At 71.7% G+C, this 13,920-nt stretch carries 14 protein-coding genes; 5 read left to right on the top strand and 9 right to left on the bottom strand.

Going from position 1 to position 13,920, the window contains the following annotated elements; genetic code table 11:
- Positions 1–59: 59 nt before the first annotated feature.
- A complete protein-coding gene (gene tal, locus ACFXBC_RS18360) occupies positions 60–1,721 on the bottom strand; it encodes a transaldolase (RefSeq protein ID WP_385024792.1) in 1,662 nt (553 codons plus the stop codon).
- A gap of 681 nt (positions 1,722–2,402) precedes the next feature.
- Here tal and ACFXBC_RS18355 point away from each other — a divergent pair.
- The gene (locus tag ACFXBC_RS18355; protein ID WP_385024789.1) at positions 2,403–2,978 is read left to right on the top strand and encodes a hypothetical protein; all 576 of its coding nucleotides are present in this window, start codon (positions 2,403–2,405) and stop codon (positions 2,976–2,978) included.
- Between the two features lie 266 nt (positions 2,979–3,244).
- Here ACFXBC_RS18355 and ACFXBC_RS18350 read toward each other — a convergent pair whose 3' ends face one another.
- The 3 genes from ACFXBC_RS18350 to ACFXBC_RS18340 form a co-directional block, all read right to left on the bottom strand.
- Entirely contained in the window at positions 3,245–4,321 is a 1,077-nt protein-coding gene (locus ACFXBC_RS18350) for a CPBP family intramembrane glutamic endopeptidase (protein WP_385024786.1), read from the bottom strand.
- A 263-nt stretch (positions 4,322–4,584) separates the two neighbouring features.
- Positions 4,585–5,259 carry a response regulator gene (locus tag ACFXBC_RS18345; RefSeq protein WP_385024783.1) on the bottom strand — a complete coding sequence of 225 codons (675 nt, stop codon included), beginning with the start codon at positions 5,257–5,259 and terminating at the stop codon, positions 4,585–4,587.
- Positions 5,249–6,526 (bottom strand): sensor domain-containing protein, encoded by a 1,278-nt coding sequence (locus ACFXBC_RS18340; RefSeq protein WP_385024780.1) that lies wholly within the window; start codon positions 6,524–6,526, stop codon positions 5,249–5,251. Before ACFXBC_RS18340 ends, ACFXBC_RS18345 begins: the two co-directional genes overlap by 11 nt.
- A gap of 225 nt (positions 6,527–6,751) precedes the next feature.
- Here ACFXBC_RS18340 and ACFXBC_RS18335 point away from each other — a divergent pair, with 225 nt between their 5' ends.
- Complete coding sequence (locus tag ACFXBC_RS18335) at positions 6,752–6,973, top strand: hypothetical protein (RefSeq protein WP_385024777.1); 222 nt, start codon at positions 6,752–6,754, stop codon at positions 6,971–6,973.
- On the opposite strand, the gene ACFXBC_RS18330 is transcribed toward ACFXBC_RS18335, so the two are convergent.
- On the bottom strand, positions 6,963–7,907 hold the full coding sequence (locus ACFXBC_RS18330) for a GlxA family transcriptional regulator (RefSeq protein WP_385024774.1): 945 nt from the start codon (positions 7,905–7,907) through the stop codon (positions 6,963–6,965). The two genes, ACFXBC_RS18335 and ACFXBC_RS18330, sit on opposite strands and share 11 nt — an antisense overlap.
- Before the next feature lie 72 nt (positions 7,908–7,979).
- Here ACFXBC_RS18330 and ACFXBC_RS18325 point away from each other — a divergent pair, with 72 nt between their 5' ends.
- The 3 genes from ACFXBC_RS18325 to ACFXBC_RS18315 all read left to right on the top strand — a co-directional run bounded on the left by ACFXBC_RS18325 (position 7,980) and on the right by ACFXBC_RS18315 (position 10,527).
- On the top strand, positions 7,980–8,669 hold the full coding sequence (locus ACFXBC_RS18325; RefSeq protein ID WP_385024771.1) for an HD domain-containing protein: 690 nt from the start codon (positions 7,980–7,982) through the stop codon (positions 8,667–8,669).
- Between the two features lie 131 nt (positions 8,670–8,800).
- The gene (locus ACFXBC_RS18320) at positions 8,801–9,226 is read left to right on the top strand and encodes a RidA family protein (protein ID WP_385024769.1); all 426 of its coding nucleotides are present in this window, start codon (positions 8,801–8,803) and stop codon (positions 9,224–9,226) included.
- A gap of 62 nt (positions 9,227–9,288) precedes the next feature.
- Positions 9,289–10,527, top strand: a complete 1,239-nt coding sequence (locus tag ACFXBC_RS18315) for an MFS transporter (RefSeq protein ID WP_385024767.1) — start codon at positions 9,289–9,291, stop codon at positions 10,525–10,527.
- Here ACFXBC_RS18315 and ACFXBC_RS18310 read toward each other — a convergent pair.
- The 4 genes from ACFXBC_RS18310 to ACFXBC_RS18295 all read right to left on the bottom strand — a co-directional run bounded on the left by ACFXBC_RS18310 (position 10,484) and on the right by ACFXBC_RS18295 (position 13,835).
- Positions 10,484–10,948: an alpha/beta hydrolase gene (locus ACFXBC_RS18310; protein WP_385024765.1), complete on the bottom strand. Its 465-nt coding sequence runs from the start codon at positions 10,946–10,948 to the stop codon at positions 10,484–10,486. The two genes, ACFXBC_RS18315 and ACFXBC_RS18310, sit on opposite strands and share 44 nt — an antisense overlap.
- The gene (locus tag ACFXBC_RS18305; protein ID WP_385024763.1) at positions 10,842–11,504 is read right to left on the bottom strand and encodes an NAD(P)-dependent oxidoreductase; all 663 of its coding nucleotides are present in this window, start codon (positions 11,502–11,504) and stop codon (positions 10,842–10,844) included. Before ACFXBC_RS18305 ends, ACFXBC_RS18310 begins: the two co-directional genes overlap by 107 nt.
- Positions 11,505–11,623: 119 nt before the next feature.
- A complete protein-coding gene (locus tag ACFXBC_RS18300) occupies positions 11,624–12,292 on the bottom strand; it encodes a VOC family protein (RefSeq protein WP_385024761.1) in 669 nt (222 codons plus the stop codon).
- Positions 12,293–12,371: 79 nt separating this feature from the next.
- Positions 12,372–13,835 (bottom strand): amidase, encoded by a 1,464-nt coding sequence (locus ACFXBC_RS18295; protein WP_385024759.1) that lies wholly within the window; start codon positions 13,833–13,835, stop codon positions 12,372–12,374.
- Between the last annotated feature and the right edge of the window lie 85 nt (positions 13,836–13,920).

Raw genomic sequence — 13,920 nt, 5'->3', positions numbered from 1 at the left:
GCCGGACCGAAGCCTGGAAGGTCCCTCACACCACGCGGTGCCCGGGGTGATCAGCCCCCTCACGAGGACTGCTGGGCGGACGGGAAGACGAGGCGGGCCGTGTCGAGACGCATCCGCTCCAGTGCGGCGCTCTGCTCTTCGGCCCGTTTCAGCAGGGTGTCCAGCTGCTCGCGGTCGAGCCTGGTGTCCGTCCGGGCCAGTGCGTGCAGGGTGTGCCAGCAGGCGGCCTTGCCCTTGACGCCGAGGAGCATGGATTCCAGCTCCAGGACGTCGCTGAGGGGGGAGCGTGAGAGGAGGTGGCCGTTGGGCTTGAGGCGGCCCGCCTTCTCCGCCAGCCAGCCCAGTGCGACCTTCGAGCGGTCGGTGGGCACCCCCAGGTCACTCATGATGTGGGTCAGGGAGTCCCGGTCCTGCTCGATCTGCTCGGCCAGTTCGGACAGCTCGGCCGGGCCGGCTTCTCCGTTCTGACCTGGCCGGCCCTGTGCGGCTCGCCGGAAGAGCTCCAGACCGGCAGTGGCTCCGGAGAGATGGTCATTGAGGTAGATCGCCAGCAGGCCGGGGCCCTCCGGCGAGCTGTCGGCCTCCCCCGGGCGGCGGGCGGCCGGGGTGTGCATCTCGCGGTCGACGGAAGCACTCAGCTCGCTCCAGCTGTCGGCGAACTTGCTCAGCCCCTCGCGCTCCAGTCCGGCGGTGACGTCGGCGAAGTCGACGCCGGCTCGCTCCAGCGCCACGAAGTAGTCGGCCGCGGCGACGTACTCCTCGGCGACCGGTGCGCGCGGGGGAAGGGCGCCGTGGTCGGCGAACGCGGCGAGCGTGGTGCCCGGCATGGTGTTCACGGTGCCGGCGATGGCGAGTTCACTGACGTACATGGTGTCGGCGTAGGCCGGGTTCTTCACCCCTGTGGACGCCCACAGAGGCCGCTGTTCGCGGGCCCCGGCCGCGGCGAGGGCCTGCCAGCGTGACCCGGCGGTCATCTGCTCGTACGCCCGGTGGGCGAGCCGCGCGTTGGCGATCGCGGCCCTGCCCTTGAGCGCCTCCGCCTCAGGAGTGCCGAGAGCATCGAGGCGGGCGTCCACCTCGGCGTCGACGCGGGAGACGAAGAACGAGGCGACGGAGTGGATGGAGGCCAGGTCATGACCGGCGGCCTGGGCCTGCTCCAGCCCGTCCAGATAGGCATCCATCACGGCGCGGTAGCGGTCCAGGGAGAAGATCAGCGTGACGTTGACGCTGATTCCCTGTGCGACGACGGCGGTGATCGCGGCCAGGCCCTCCTGGGTGGCAGGAATTTTGACCAGCAGGTTCGGCTCGTCGACGGCCTCCCACAGCTTGCGTGCCTGGTCGATCGTGGCAGCGGTGTCCTGGGCGAGCCGGGGGTCGACCTCGATGGACACCCGCCCGTCGACCCCGCCGGTCTTCCGGTGGACGGAAGCGAACGCCTGGCAGCCGACCCGCACGTCGTCGGTGGTGAGGGCGAAGACGGCGTCGTCGACGCTCACGCCCTCACCACCGAGCCGGCGCAGTTGCTTGGTGTAGCGGTCTCCCTTGGACAGGGCCGAGGCGAAGATCGTCGGGTTGGTCGTCACACCTACGACGTGCTGCTCCGTAATGAGCCTCTTCAGCTCTCCTCCCGCCAGCAGCTCCCGGGAGAGGTCGTCGAGCCAGATCGAGACGCCGGCGGCGGACAGGACAGCGAGCGGATCGGGCGCAGTGGAATCAGACATGCGAGACCTCCAGAAAAGAATGCGGCTCAGGCCGGTGCGTTCGCCGTGCCGTGAGCGCCGACCGGTCGGTTCACCGGGGTGGGAAGCGTTCTCCGCGCTCTACCGCCGGTGCCCACGGTGTGGAGGTGCTCCGGCGCCGGACGGCAGGGCACTCTCCGTACCGCGCGACTGCTCGGTCATGGGCAGAGACATCGACCCTCCCGGGTATCGGTCCGAGGACAGCAGGTAGCGGAGTCCACGGTGAAAAGGACATCCCGGGGTCAGGGGGATCACGTCGCCGGCCCGAGCAGCACTCGCACTCGCCAGCGATCAGGCCCTGCCCAGTCGTAAGGCCCGGAGCAGGCACCGTTGCGTCGCCTACCCCCTTCATTGTCGCGCATGTCCGCTTCCTCGCACGGGGACAGCGGTCGATGCTCATGGCTCCTCCCCTCAGGCGTGGGCGATGACATCGGACCGGGCACCGCACGCCCAGGGCCACCAGCAGGCGGCCGACCTCGGGCGCAGCTGTGCGTATGTCCCCAGGGTGAGGGCGCCACGAGCGGATCCGGGCTTGTGGAGATCGTCGCCCTGGGGTCCATCCGCACCCTTTCGAGATGCAGGAGTGCCGGGCCGGCGCAACGGTGGAGGCAGAGCCGGTGAGCACATCCAAGGTCATCGGCGAGGATCCTGAGGAGTCTCCAGATGTCGGAACGCAACACCGCTCTGCGCAGCATGCACGATCTGGGGTTGGCGGCTTGGTTCGGTGGTTCATTGATGGGCGCGGTCGGTCTGAACACTGCGGCTCGGGCCGAGGGCGGTACGTGGAGGAACACAGCTCGGATCGCGAGCGCCGGCTGGGCGAGGTGGACGCCGGTGAACGCCGCGGCGATCGGCATTCACCTCGTGGGCGGCAGCGGACTCCTGGCCGTGAACGCCTCCCGGGTCGCCGCGCAGAAGGGCGTGGCCGCCTCGGCCATCGCCAAGACCGTGCTCACCGGTGCTGCCCTGGCCGCCACCGCCTACAGCGGCGTTCTGGGCAGGAAGATCGCGCTTGCCTCGTCGGACAGTCCCGACGACATGGAGGAGGCGGCGGAGCACCCCATCGACACGGCCAGGGCCCAGCGCGACCTTGCCTGGGTGCAGTGGGCACTTCCGGCGTTCACAGGTGGTCTGATCGTCCTCAACGCCCTGCATGGCGAACAGCAGCGTCCCGCTGAACAGTTGCAGGGGATCCTCCGGCGCGCCGGGGCCGTGACGCCGTGGTGCGGGATGCGCTAGAAGACCGATGAAGAACTGTTCATCCGTACTCCGCTCGCGGGAGCGGACCGCGTTGTCACGATCTCGCAGGCCCTTGTCATGCGTAGGACTCGGTTCGAATCCGACAGGGGACTCCGCGAAACCCCAGGTCAAGGCGCCCGTGACCTGGGGTTTTCCCGTTCGGCACACGGAGTCGTCGCCTGGGGCCGGTGCCTGCGTCGGCGTCGGTCATGTCGAGGGGGCCCGAAGCCGGACGCGGAGAGGGCGATCCGCATCGGGGCGCCGTGTCATCCGCCGGTGTTCAGGGGAGCGGAGACCCGGGCGGCAGTGGTGGTCGGGCGGTAGCCGAGTCGGCCCCGGGTCAGGACGAGGACGAGGAGGGCTGCTCCCACCGAGGCCAGGAGGAAGGCGTAGGTGGTGTCGTCGTCGGCGAGCCGGGGGAACATGGCCGTCCAGGCGACGGAGAAGAAGTTGTTGACACTCGTGTGCATGAGCATCACGAGCGGCATGCTCTCGCCGGACCGGTTGAACACCCAGGTCATCACGGAGCTGAAGCAGAGCGTGGTGGCGAGGAACGCCCCCACTCTGGCGAGGTGGACGTGCGGGCCGCCGCCCCATTCGGTGAGGAACAGCGGCAGGTGCCAGGCGCCCCACAGGACGCCGACCAGGAGGGTGGCGGGCAGGGGGCCGTACCGTTCCTGGGCGCGCGGCATGGCGAACTCACGCCAGCCGGGCTCCTCGGCGAGCCCTGTGGTGATCAACTGCAGGACCAGGCCCGGCAGATACGCCGCCAGCACCGTGGCGGTCGGCATGGCGGGTCCGCGGTCGCCCAGGGCGGTCGCGGCGACGGTGAGCGCCGCGGGCACGGTGAGCAGTACAGCGACGTACCAGCGCCAGCTGAGCCGGAACCTGGTCATGCGCCGGATCCAGGTCCGAAGGCCCCGGCGTCCCTCCGTGAGCCCGGTCAGCAGGAGCGCGGAGGCGATGGGGCCGAGGTAGGCGCCGGGCAGTACGCCGGTCAGCTGGCCTCCGGTGCTGCCTCCTGGAAACGTGAAGTGCCATACACCGAGGCCGTTCTCGGACAGTACGTATGGGGTCCAGGCCGCCCAGCTCAGGGCGAAGGCAAGGATGAAGAACCAGAGCAGCGGGCGGTGCCGGAGGCTGTCGCGCAGTCCGGAGCCGGAGCCGGAGTTGGGGCCGGAGTTGGGGCTGGGGCCGGAGCCGTGGGGCGCCCGCCGCTCGGAGCGGGGCGAGCCGGGGTGGTCGGGGTCGGGGTCGGTGTGGATCCTGCCCGGCTCCATTCGGTCGTCGCCCGGGCCGATCCGGTCGACGCCCGGTCGCATCCCGTCGACGCCCAGTCGCATTCCGTCGGCACCCGGCTGGATCCGGTCGCCAGGGGGCCGGCCGGGCTGCCGGTCCTGGTCGGCCTGGAGGGTGGGGCCCGGCTGGGGAGTCCGGACGGTTGGGCTGCCTGCTGGGCTGCCTGCTGGGCTGCCGGTGGGGGTGGGGGGTTCGTGGTGGGGCACTGGATTGCTCCCTCGGGGCGGGCCGGTTGATGTGTTCAGCACACCACCGCCGCGCCGGCGGATCATTCCCGCGTGCGCCTCGAAGCGCGGTACAGCAGGCTCTACCTCGCCCTCGGTAGCGCGCCCTCCAGATACCTGAGTACGGCGGTCACCCTCCGGTCCACGTGGTCGGTGGGGGACAGGTCCAGCTTGGCGAAGATGCTCCGGATGTGCTTGTGGACCGCGCCCTCCGTGACGACGAGCTGTTTCGCGATCGCGCCGTTCCCCAACCCCTCGGCCATGAGGGCGAGTACGTGGCGCTCGCGCGGGGTCAGCCGTTCCAGGCGGGCGTCGCGGTGGGAGCGGGTGAAGAGCTGGGCGACGATCTCGGGGTCGATCGCGGTGCCACCGGCGGCCACTCGGTGCAGTGCGTCGAGGAACTCCTCGACCCGGCCCACCCGTTCCTTGAGCAGATAGCCCACCCGGCCGACACCGTCGCTGAGGAGTTCGGTGGCGAAACTCTGCTCCACGTAGGCGGACAACACGAGGATCGCCAGGCCGGGTTGACGGCGCCTGGCCTCGACGGCCGCGCGGATGCCCTCGTCCGTGTGGGTGGGTGGCATCCGTACGTCGAAGATGGCGACATCGGGCCGGTGTTCGTCGATGGCGGCGAGTGCCGCATCGGGGGTGGCGGCCGTCGCCACCACCTCGATCGACTCGGCACGCAGCAGCAGGGCCAGGCCCTCGCGCAGCAGCGGGTCGTCCTCGGCGATCACGATCCGCGGGTCACTGTCCACAGGGGAGTACCACCTCAAGGGTTGTCGGGCCGCCGGCGGGGCTGGCCAGGCGGAGTGTGCCGTCGTGTGCCTCCACCCGGCGGCGGATGCCGGTGAGGCCGGAGCCGCCGCTCTCGTCGGCGCCGCCCCGGCCGTCGTCGGTGATGGTCAGACGGAGGTGTACGCCGTCGGCCCGTACGCCCACGGCGGCCTGCTGGGCACCGCTGTGCTTGGCGATGTTCGTCAGCGCCTCGGCCACCACGAAGTAGGCGGTCGCCTCGGCGGAGACGGCGCACCGTACGGGGACATCGACGTCCGTACGGCAGGGCACCGCGCAGTCGGCGGCGAGTCCTGTCAGGGCCCCGGCAAGGCCCTGGGCCTCCAGTACCGGGGGAAGAATGCTGCGGGAGACACCGCGCAGATCGGCCAGGGCCTGTTCGGCGGCGGAGTGTGCGCGCTCCAGGATGTCGAGGACCTCGACCGCGTGGTCCGGCTCGCGGGCCAGTCGGCGGCGGGCCGCGCCGAGGAGCACGGTGACGGAGATCAGCCGGTTCTGACTGCCGTCGTGCAGGGCACGTTCGATACGGCGCAGTTCGGCGGCGTGGGCGTCCAGGGCCGCGGCCCTGGAGGCGGTCAGCTCAAGGATTCTGGCGGAGAGGTCGGTGCCGGGATCGGCGGCGAGGAAGCGCCGGGCGGGCTTGGCCTGCAGCCGTGCCAGCGCCGGAGTGCCCCCCACGATGAGAGCGATCCAGCCCACGCCGAGCAGGGCCACCGCCGTCGCGTCCAGCCAGGTGTGCGCGGTGCCGATGCCGATGGAAGCGGCGGTGGTGTCCTCCGGGGCGAACCGCCAGTACAGCGGGAAGGCCGTGTCACGCACCGCGAGTACGGGCAGGACGACGCCCGTCAGCGCCAACAGCAGCCCGGCCGAAGCGTGCTGGAGCAGCCAGCGCATCTCGCGCCGGGTGGTGGGGTGGACGAGTCCTGCGCGTGGGCGCGTGGGCGGCGGGTCAGGAGCGATGATCTCGTGGCCCCGGCGGGCGAGCCGCCGGCGTTCGCGCCGGGCCAGGGCGTGCAGCGCACTCAGCGCGGGGCCCACCAGCAGCAGGCCGGCACCGGTGAGCGACACAACAGCCGTGAGCAGCAGCAGAATCAGGAGCGCGAGCGCGGGAAGCGCGGTGCCGATGCCGCCGGCCAGCTCACCGGTCGCGGCCCCGGCGGCTCTGAGCACCGCGGTGGCGGTCTGCTTCGCTCCGCGGAGGCGCGGTGTCCGCGACAACGTTGCCGTCATCCTTCCCTCCTCTGTCTCTTGTCTCTCCTCGCTCGCCTCCGGTTCCTGCGTGGAAGGCTCCGGGCGGCCCGACGAGAGCGCCCGCGCAGCGTTACAGCCTGCTGTACCAACGGCCGGACAGCTGGCCGTACCCACGGTCGGGCAGTCTGCGGGATCGTCCGGCGCCGAGACCGGTCCGTAGCGTCGGGCGTGCCTTCGACCACCGGAATCGCAGAGGACTTCCCCATGACGAACTTCGTTTCCCCGCCCCCGCCCCCGCAGCCGAGCCGTCGCAGCGCCTTCCGGTCCGTTCTGTGGGCCATCGTAGGCGTCAGCACCGCCGTCAACCTCGCGGCCTCCTTCGGTGGTTCGCACACCGGCACTCATCTGGGCTGCGGCATCGTGACGGCGCTCAGCGCGGGCCTCCTCGCCGTGCACGCGCTGCGCGCGAGCGGTGTCAACGCGTGAAAGTCCGCCGGTAGGCGGTGGGGGTGGTGTTGAGGGTCCGGCGGAAGTGCAGGCGCAGGTTGGCCGCCGTGCCGAGGCCGCAGTCCCGGGCCACCTGGTCCACCGAGTGGTCTGTCGTCTCCAGCAGTTCGCGTGCCTTGCCGAGGCGGGCGCTCAGCAGCCACTGGAGGGGCGTGGTGCCCGTCTCCGTGGCGAACCGGCGCATGAAGGTGCGGGGTGAGACGCCCCCGTGGCGGGCGAGCATGCGGAGCGTGAGCGGTTCGTCGAGGTGGCGCAGGGCCCAGCCCCGGGTCTCGGAGAGCGACGTCTCCCCGGCCTCGGTGACCGGAGCCGGAATGTACTGGGCCTGCCCGCCGTCGCGGTGTGGGGCGGCCACCAGGCCGCGGGCGATCCGGTTGGCCACGAGCGCCCCCATGTCGCGGCGTACGAGGTGCAGGCAGAGGTCGATGCCGCAGCACACTCCGGCCGACGTGAGCACGTCCCCCTCGTCGACGTAGAGCACGTCGCGGTCGACCGTGACGGCGGGGAAGTCCCGTTCCAGCTCGTCGATGTGCTGCCAGTGGGTCGTGGCGTGCAGCCCGTCCAGAACGCCCGCAGCGGCCAGCGCGAAGGCGCCCGTACAGATCGACACCACCCGCCGGCCCCGGTCGCGCGTCCCGGCCAGTGCGTCGAGGACCTCGTCCGGCGGCCGTACCAGCGGCTCGCTCCCCGGCTCGTATCCCGGCACGATCACGGTGTCCGCCGCGCGTACCCGGTCCAGGCCGCCCTCCGTCATGAGGGAGAAGCCGGCGTTGGTCGCCACCTCGGAGCCGAGCCCGCACACGCTCACCTCGTACGGGGTCTCCGGGCGGGTGCTGAAGATCTGCGCCGGGATCGCCAGGTCGAGCGGAGTGACACCGTCCAACGCCAGGACCGCGACTCGGTGGGTCGTCATGGCACTATTCTATCGACAGTAGGCAATATTGCCACTCACCTGGTCAGGGGCGTGCGTGCCAGCCTGATGGACATGACCGGATCGCCCCACAGCCACGTGGCCCCCGAGGCGGCCGCCGACCTGATCGCGCTGCCGGACACACCGCTCGCCGGTGCTGTCGTACAGCTCATCAGGCCGGTGGAATCGCCCTCGGTGTTCAACCACAGCATGCGCACCTATCTGTTCGCCCGACTCGTGGCCGCCCGCCTCGAACTGGCCGCCGGCCAGGACTACGAGGACGACCTGCTGTTCGCGGCGTGCACGATGCACGACCTCGGCGTCGCGCCGGACGGCCCGCACACCCAGAGATTCGAGGTCGAGGGCGCCGACCGGGCCGCCGCCTTCCTCCTCGCACACGGACGGTCCGATACGGAGGCCGACGAGGTGTGGCAGGCCATCGCCCTGCACACCTCGTCGGGCATCGCGGAGCGCCGCGGCACGCTGTGCGTGCTCGTACGCGAAGGCGTCGCGCTCGACTTCGGCGGCCCGATGGGCAACACCTACGCCGACGCCCTCAGCGACGCGCAGGCCGACGTCGTCCACGCCGCCTATCCGCGGCTGGAGATGATCCGCTCCCTCACCGACGCGATCGTCGCGCAAGCCGCCAAGAACCCAAGGAACGGCCCGCGTTACGCGATTCCCGGTGAATTCCTGCGCGAACGCGAGACCTTCGGCCGGACCCGGATGGAGCACGCCTGCGGCTCCTCCCGGTGGGGCGACTGACCGGGGGCCGCCCCGGCCGCGACCTGGCCCGCCACCCGGCCACCCGGCCACCCCGCCACCCGGCCGACGGAGCCGACACAGATGTCGGCACAGATGTCGGCCCCACCCACCAGAGAAAAGGACACCCCGCCATGCCCATCCACCCCGTAGAGGTCCCCGACAACTCGCCGGTCTTCGGAGGGACCACCAGCGCCTTCGCGCGCTTCGGCCACGCCCCCGCGATCCGTTCGCACGGGCACCTGTTCATCTCCGGCCAGATCGGCCGCCGCGCCGACGGCGTCCCCGGGGAGACCGTCGAGGAACAGACCGAGCTCGCCATCCGGCGCCTTGAGGAGATCCTCCGGCTGGAGAACCTCGGCCTCGGCGACCTGGTCGACGTGACCAGCTATCACGTCGACATCCGCGAGAACATGTCCGGCTTCCTCGCCGCCAAGCAGCGCCTCGTCAAGGCCCCCTACCCCGCCTGGTCGATCATCGGCGTCAGCGGTCTCGCCAGCCCGGAACTCCTCGTCGAGATCCAGGCGACCGCCGCCTACCCAGACGACGCGGCTCGATAGAGCGCAGCTCCGGGCCCCGGGGGCCTCGTCCCCGGGGCCCGGAGCAGTGCTGTGAGGTGTTCATGAAGACCACGACGCCACCGCATGACGTCCCCTTGACCGTCCGGCGTACGGGCGGCCCCGCCGGCCTGGCGCTGTTCGCGTCGATCATCGTCTCGTTCCTCGCCGCGTCGAGCGCCCCGACGCCGGTCTACGCCCTCTACGCGGCCCGGTGGCACTTCTCCCCGATCACCACCACGGTGGTCTTCGGTGTGTACGCCGTCGTGGTCCTGGTCGCCCTGCTCGTGCTGGGCAGGGCGTCCGGCCACCTCGGTCGCAGGCCGGTGCTGCTGGCCGCGCTGGCCCTGCAGATCATCGCCATGGTGGTGTTCAGCACGGCCGGCGGCGTCGGCGCGCTCGTCACCGGGCGGGTGTTGCAGGGCATCGCCACCGGCGGCGCCCTGGGCGCGCTGGGCGCGGCCATGCTGGACATCGACCGTGAGCGCGGCACCCGCGCCAACGCCGTCGCCCCGGGCCTGGGGTCCGGCGTCGGCGCACTGCTGTCCGGCCTGGTCGTGCAGTATCTGCCGGCCCCCACGCACCTCGTCTACCTCGTGTTCATCGGTGTCTTCGCCCTGCAGGCCGCCGGGGTCGCCGTACTGCCGGACACCGGGGGCCGGGCGCCCGGGTTGCGCTCCTCCCTCGTGCCCGAACTCGCGGTGCCACGGCGCCTGCGCGGCCCGCTGCTCGCGGTGGCGCCCGTGCTGTTCGCGGTGTGGTCGCTCGGTGGTTTCTACGGCTCGCTCGCCCCGGCGCTCGCCCGCGAACTCTCGGGCTCGGGCTCCGCGGTGGTCGGCGGCCTCGGCCTGTCCGTCCTGACCGTGGTCTCGTCCGTCACCGCCGTCTCGCTCGGACGCGTGCCGCCCAGGGCCCTGATGTTCCTCGGCGTCACCCTGCTCGTCCTGGGGTCGCTCGGGACCCTCACGGCCGTCGAACTCTCTTCGTACGCCGGGTTCTTCGCCGGTACTTTCGTGTCGGGGGTCGGCTTCGGAGCCGGGTTCCAGGGAGGGATGCGTACCGTCGTGCCCCTGGTCGCCGAGCACGAGCGTGCCGGTGTTCTGTCGGCGGTCTACGTGGTCTGTTACCTGGGCATGGGCCTGCCCGCCGTCGTCGCCGGGGTCCTCGTCGTACACGGGGGCGGCCTGGCGGCGGCGACCCGGGACTACGCGTGGTTCGTGGTGGCGCTCGCCGTCATGACGCTGATCGCCCTCCTGCGCCTCAGGGCGCCGGGCGCGGCCGGATGTCGGGACACACCGGGCTGAGGGGCCGGTGGTTCGGAGCTCCCACGTACGTACTGCCGTGGTGCAGTTCCGCCACGCCGACGATGTCCGTCTCCGCGTTGGTGGTCAGCGACGTGCCGCTGAGGGTGAAGTCGGTGATCGGGCACAGCGCGACCGCGCACACCGGCATGGGGTCGCCGGAATCGCGCAGGCGCTGCAGGGCGGACAGAGCGAGAGTGGCGCCCGCCGAGTGGCCGACCAGCACGATCCGGTCCGCCGGAAGGCCCTGTGCCAGCAGCGCGCGGTAGGCGCGCAGGACGTCGTCCAGCGCGGCCGGGTACGGGTGTCGCGGACAATCAGTAACCCACGGTGAACCGGCCGTCCGGATGGCGTGCGTGCTCGATCTCGTCGACGACCGCGACTGCGAAGTCCTCGGTGGAGATCCGGCTCTTGCCGTCCTCACCGACGATGAGGTCGTCGAGGGCGCTGCGGTACGTGCCGGTACGGGAACCGGGCCCGACGAATGCGGACGGGCTGATGACCGTCCAGCGCACATCGCTGACGGTGCGGAGGTAATCGAGGGCGTCACCGTGCGCGTGCATGATCTGCACCAGTGATTCCGGCAGCCCCTCGGTGTCCCACAGCGGCCTGCCGTCGGAGGTCCGCAACGGCCCGGCCCCACCGACTGAGATCAGACGTGGGCGGGCGTCGCCGTGCCCGAGTGCGCGCAGCCCCGCCACGAGCGCCCTCGCGCCGGGTTCGGCGGTCGCCAGGTGCCCCGCGGCGTCGCCGTGCCCACCGCCGACCGCACTGACCACCACATCCTGGCTGTCAGCCGCGGAAAGGACCGACGACGGATCGAGGACGTCTCCGGTGACCAGCCTCAGCGCCGGGTGGGCCGTGGTCAGCCGGGAGGGATCGCGGACGACGGCCAGGACCTCATGGCCACGGTCGAGGGCCTCGCCGAGGATACGGCTGCCGATCATCCCGGTGGCGCCGAAGAGAGCGATGCTTGCCATCTGTTCCCACCTTTCCGAAGGTGACGTCGTGCTCGTACGGGCCCTGTGGCGGCCGGGCCGTGGGAGGTTCACGTAGTGACGGAACCCACGGCCGGAGTCCCGGCCGGGCCCCGACGGCGCTACAGGGCCGCCGGGTCCCTGCGCAGCGTCACCTCGCGCCCCGAGGCGGTACGTACCGTGACCGCGTGCACGCCGGGCGGGCCGGGCACCATCACCAGCGGTAGCCGCTCGAAGGTCTCGGCACCGCTGTGCTCCCGCAGTTCTTCGGTGTCGGCGCTGATCTCCAGCCGGACCACCGCCGCCCCGCGATCCCCGTGCTCCACCGCGCCGCGGTCCGGATGGGTGGCCGGGTCGTGGCGGTAGTACCAGTTCGGCAGTCCCCGCCGCCACGCGTCGAGCGCGCGGTCGGCGCCCGGCGCGGTGGTGATGAGGCGCTGGGTGCCGTCGGGCTGGACGCGGCCCGGCGCCCGCAGCACCTCGCCACCGAGCCGCTGCGCGACCGCCTCCAGCTCCTCCAGGGTGTCGGCGCGCAGGCTCCAGAACATCCACCGGTCGCCGTCCGCGACCGCCCGGTCGAACCAGGCGGCCCCCGCGTCAGGCCCGGCTGCGTGGCCCGTCACCGACTCGACCTCCAGGTAGACGTCCCCGCCGAGCGGGAAGACCGTATTGGCGAGTCCGTTGGGGAAGACGCCCCCGTCGTAGTGGGCGAGTCCCGTCTCCTCCCGCACCCGGCGGACGCCGTCGTCCAACTCGGGGACGCCCAGGCAGAGATGATCAAGATGAAACATGTCGATCCTTTCCGGGTTCACCACGTCACGGGGGGCACGGCGGACAGCGTTCGCCCCTTCCGGACCGATTCGTTTTCGTTCAGTCGAAGGACGGAGGGTGCTCCCCCGACCAGGGGGCGGCCTGTTCGAGTTGTGAGGCCAGCCGGATCAGTACGTCCTCCCGTCCGTAGGCGGCGACGAGCTGCACGCCGATCGGCAGTCCGTCGTCGCTGCGGTACAGCGGGAGGGAGATGGCGGGCTGGCCGGTGATGTTGAACGGCACCGTGAAGGCGATGCCCCCGCTCACGGCGGCCACCAGTTCCTCGGGGCTCTTCCCCGTGGGCGCGAGTTCGCCCAGTACCGCGGGCGGCGCGGGCAGCGTCGGTGTGAGCAGCACATCCACCTCCTCGTCCCAGAGCCCTGCCACGCCGCGCGCCCACCGCTGCCACGCCTGGGTACCGGAGAGCCACTGTGCGGCCGTGACCGAGCGGCCCGTCTCGGCCAGCATGGCGTTCATCGGTTCGAGGTCCGCCGGTTCCAGGCGCTCACCGACGAGCTCGGACCACTGGTCGAGCTCCCAGGCCACGGCCGCCGCGAACAGTGGCACCAGCGCCTCGAAAAGGGCCGGGTTGTCCAGGCAGGAGGCGCTCGTCGGCTCGACGCGGTGGCCGAGCGAGTCGAGCAGGCGGGCCGTGTGCTCGACCGCCGCCACACAGTCCTTGTGGGCCGGTTCCGCCGCACCCGGCGGGGTCGTACGGAACCCGATCCGCAGGACGCCGGGATCGACGCCGACCTCTTCGCGGTAGGGCCGCAGGGCGGGCGGGGCGGTGTACGGGTCGCCGGTCGCGGGCCCCGCCGTCGCGTCCAGCACGGCCGCGGTGTCGCGGACCGACCTGGTCAGCACGTGTTCGTGCGTCACCGGGCCCCAGTACTCGCCGTATGCGGGGCCCAGGGTGGTGCGGGCCCGCGAGGGCTTGAGCCCGACGATTCCGCAGGCGCTGGCCGGCATCCGGATCGAGCCCGCCATGTCGTTGCCGTGTGCCACCGGGACCATGCCCGCGGCCACCGCGGCCGCCGACCCACCGCTGGAGCCCCCGGGGGAGCGGGTGAGGTCCCAGGGGTTCCTCGTCGCCCCGTGCGCGAGCGGTTCCGTGGTGGTGCTGGTGGCCAGCTCGGGGAGGTTCGTCTTTCCGCAGAACACGAACCCGGCCGCGCGGAAACGGGCCGCGAGGGCGGAGTCCTCAGGGGCGCGCCAGTCCCGGTCCCGCAGCGCGCGCATCCCCCCGTAGGCGGGATCGCCCTCGGTGAGGCAGAGGAAGTCCTTGAGCAGCATGGGCACCCCGCGGAAGGGGCCGTCCGGCAGTCCGGGCGCAGCCGCCGCGGCGAGAGCCTTCTCGAACAGCGGTGTGACCACGGCGTTGATCCTGGGGTCGAGCCGCTCGATCCGCCGGATCGCCGCCTCCACGAGCTCGGTCGGCGACAGCACCTTCCGGCGGACCAGGTCGGCCTGCGCCGTCGCGTCCAGCCATGCGAGTTCTTCCTCGGGTATCGAACTTGCCGACATTTCCCACCCTTTCGGGAAGTGGTTGTTGTGCTGGGTGCACCGGCGCCATGCCGGGCAGGACGTGGTGGTCGGTGGGGGAGTACGG

It is taken from the genome of Streptomyces sp. NPDC059398, assembly GCF_042751845.1.
In the GTDB taxonomy this organism is placed as follows: Bacteria; Actinomycetota; Actinomycetes; order Streptomycetales; family Streptomycetaceae; genus Streptomyces.
The sequence above is the reverse complement of the archived record's forward strand: the minus strand, read 5'-3'. Positions and strand labels throughout refer to the sequence as shown.

Excerpts from the sequence above, each read along its gene's own strand:
- tal (WP_385024792.1), bottom strand. The coding sequence starts at position 1,721 with ATGTCTGATTCCACTGCGCCCGATCCGCTCGCTGTCCTGTCCGCCGCC.
- ACFXBC_RS18355 (WP_385024789.1), top strand. The coding sequence starts at position 2,403 with ATGTCGGAACGCAACACCGCTCTGCGCAGCATGCACGATCTGGGGTTG.
- ACFXBC_RS18350 (WP_385024786.1), bottom strand. The coding sequence starts at position 4,321 with ATGCGACTGGGCGTCGACGGGATGCGACCGGGCGTCGACCGGATCGGC.
- ACFXBC_RS18340 (WP_385024780.1), bottom strand. The coding sequence starts at position 6,526 with ATGACGGCAACGTTGTCGCGGACACCGCGCCTCCGCGGAGCGAAGCAG.
- ACFXBC_RS18335 (WP_385024777.1), top strand. The coding sequence starts at position 6,752 with ATGACGAACTTCGTTTCCCCGCCCCCGCCCCCGCAGCCGAGCCGTCGC.
- ACFXBC_RS18330 (WP_385024774.1), bottom strand. The coding sequence starts at position 7,907 with ATGACGACCCACCGAGTCGCGGTCCTGGCGTTGGACGGTGTCACTCCG.
- ACFXBC_RS18325 (WP_385024771.1), top strand. The coding sequence starts at position 7,980 with ATGACCGGATCGCCCCACAGCCACGTGGCCCCCGAGGCGGCCGCCGAC.
- ACFXBC_RS18320 (WP_385024769.1), top strand. The coding sequence starts at position 8,801 with ATGCCCATCCACCCCGTAGAGGTCCCCGACAACTCGCCGGTCTTCGGA.
- ACFXBC_RS18315 (WP_385024767.1), top strand. The coding sequence starts at position 9,289 with ATGAAGACCACGACGCCACCGCATGACGTCCCCTTGACCGTCCGGCGT.
- ACFXBC_RS18305 (WP_385024763.1), bottom strand. The coding sequence starts at position 11,504 with ATGGCAAGCATCGCTCTCTTCGGCGCCACCGGGATGATCGGCAGCCGT.
- ACFXBC_RS18300 (WP_385024761.1), bottom strand. The coding sequence starts at position 12,292 with ATGTTTCATCTTGATCATCTCTGCCTGGGCGTCCCCGAGTTGGACGAC.
- ACFXBC_RS18295 (WP_385024759.1), bottom strand. The coding sequence starts at position 13,835 with ATGTCGGCAAGTTCGATACCCGAGGAAGAACTCGCATGGCTGGACGCG.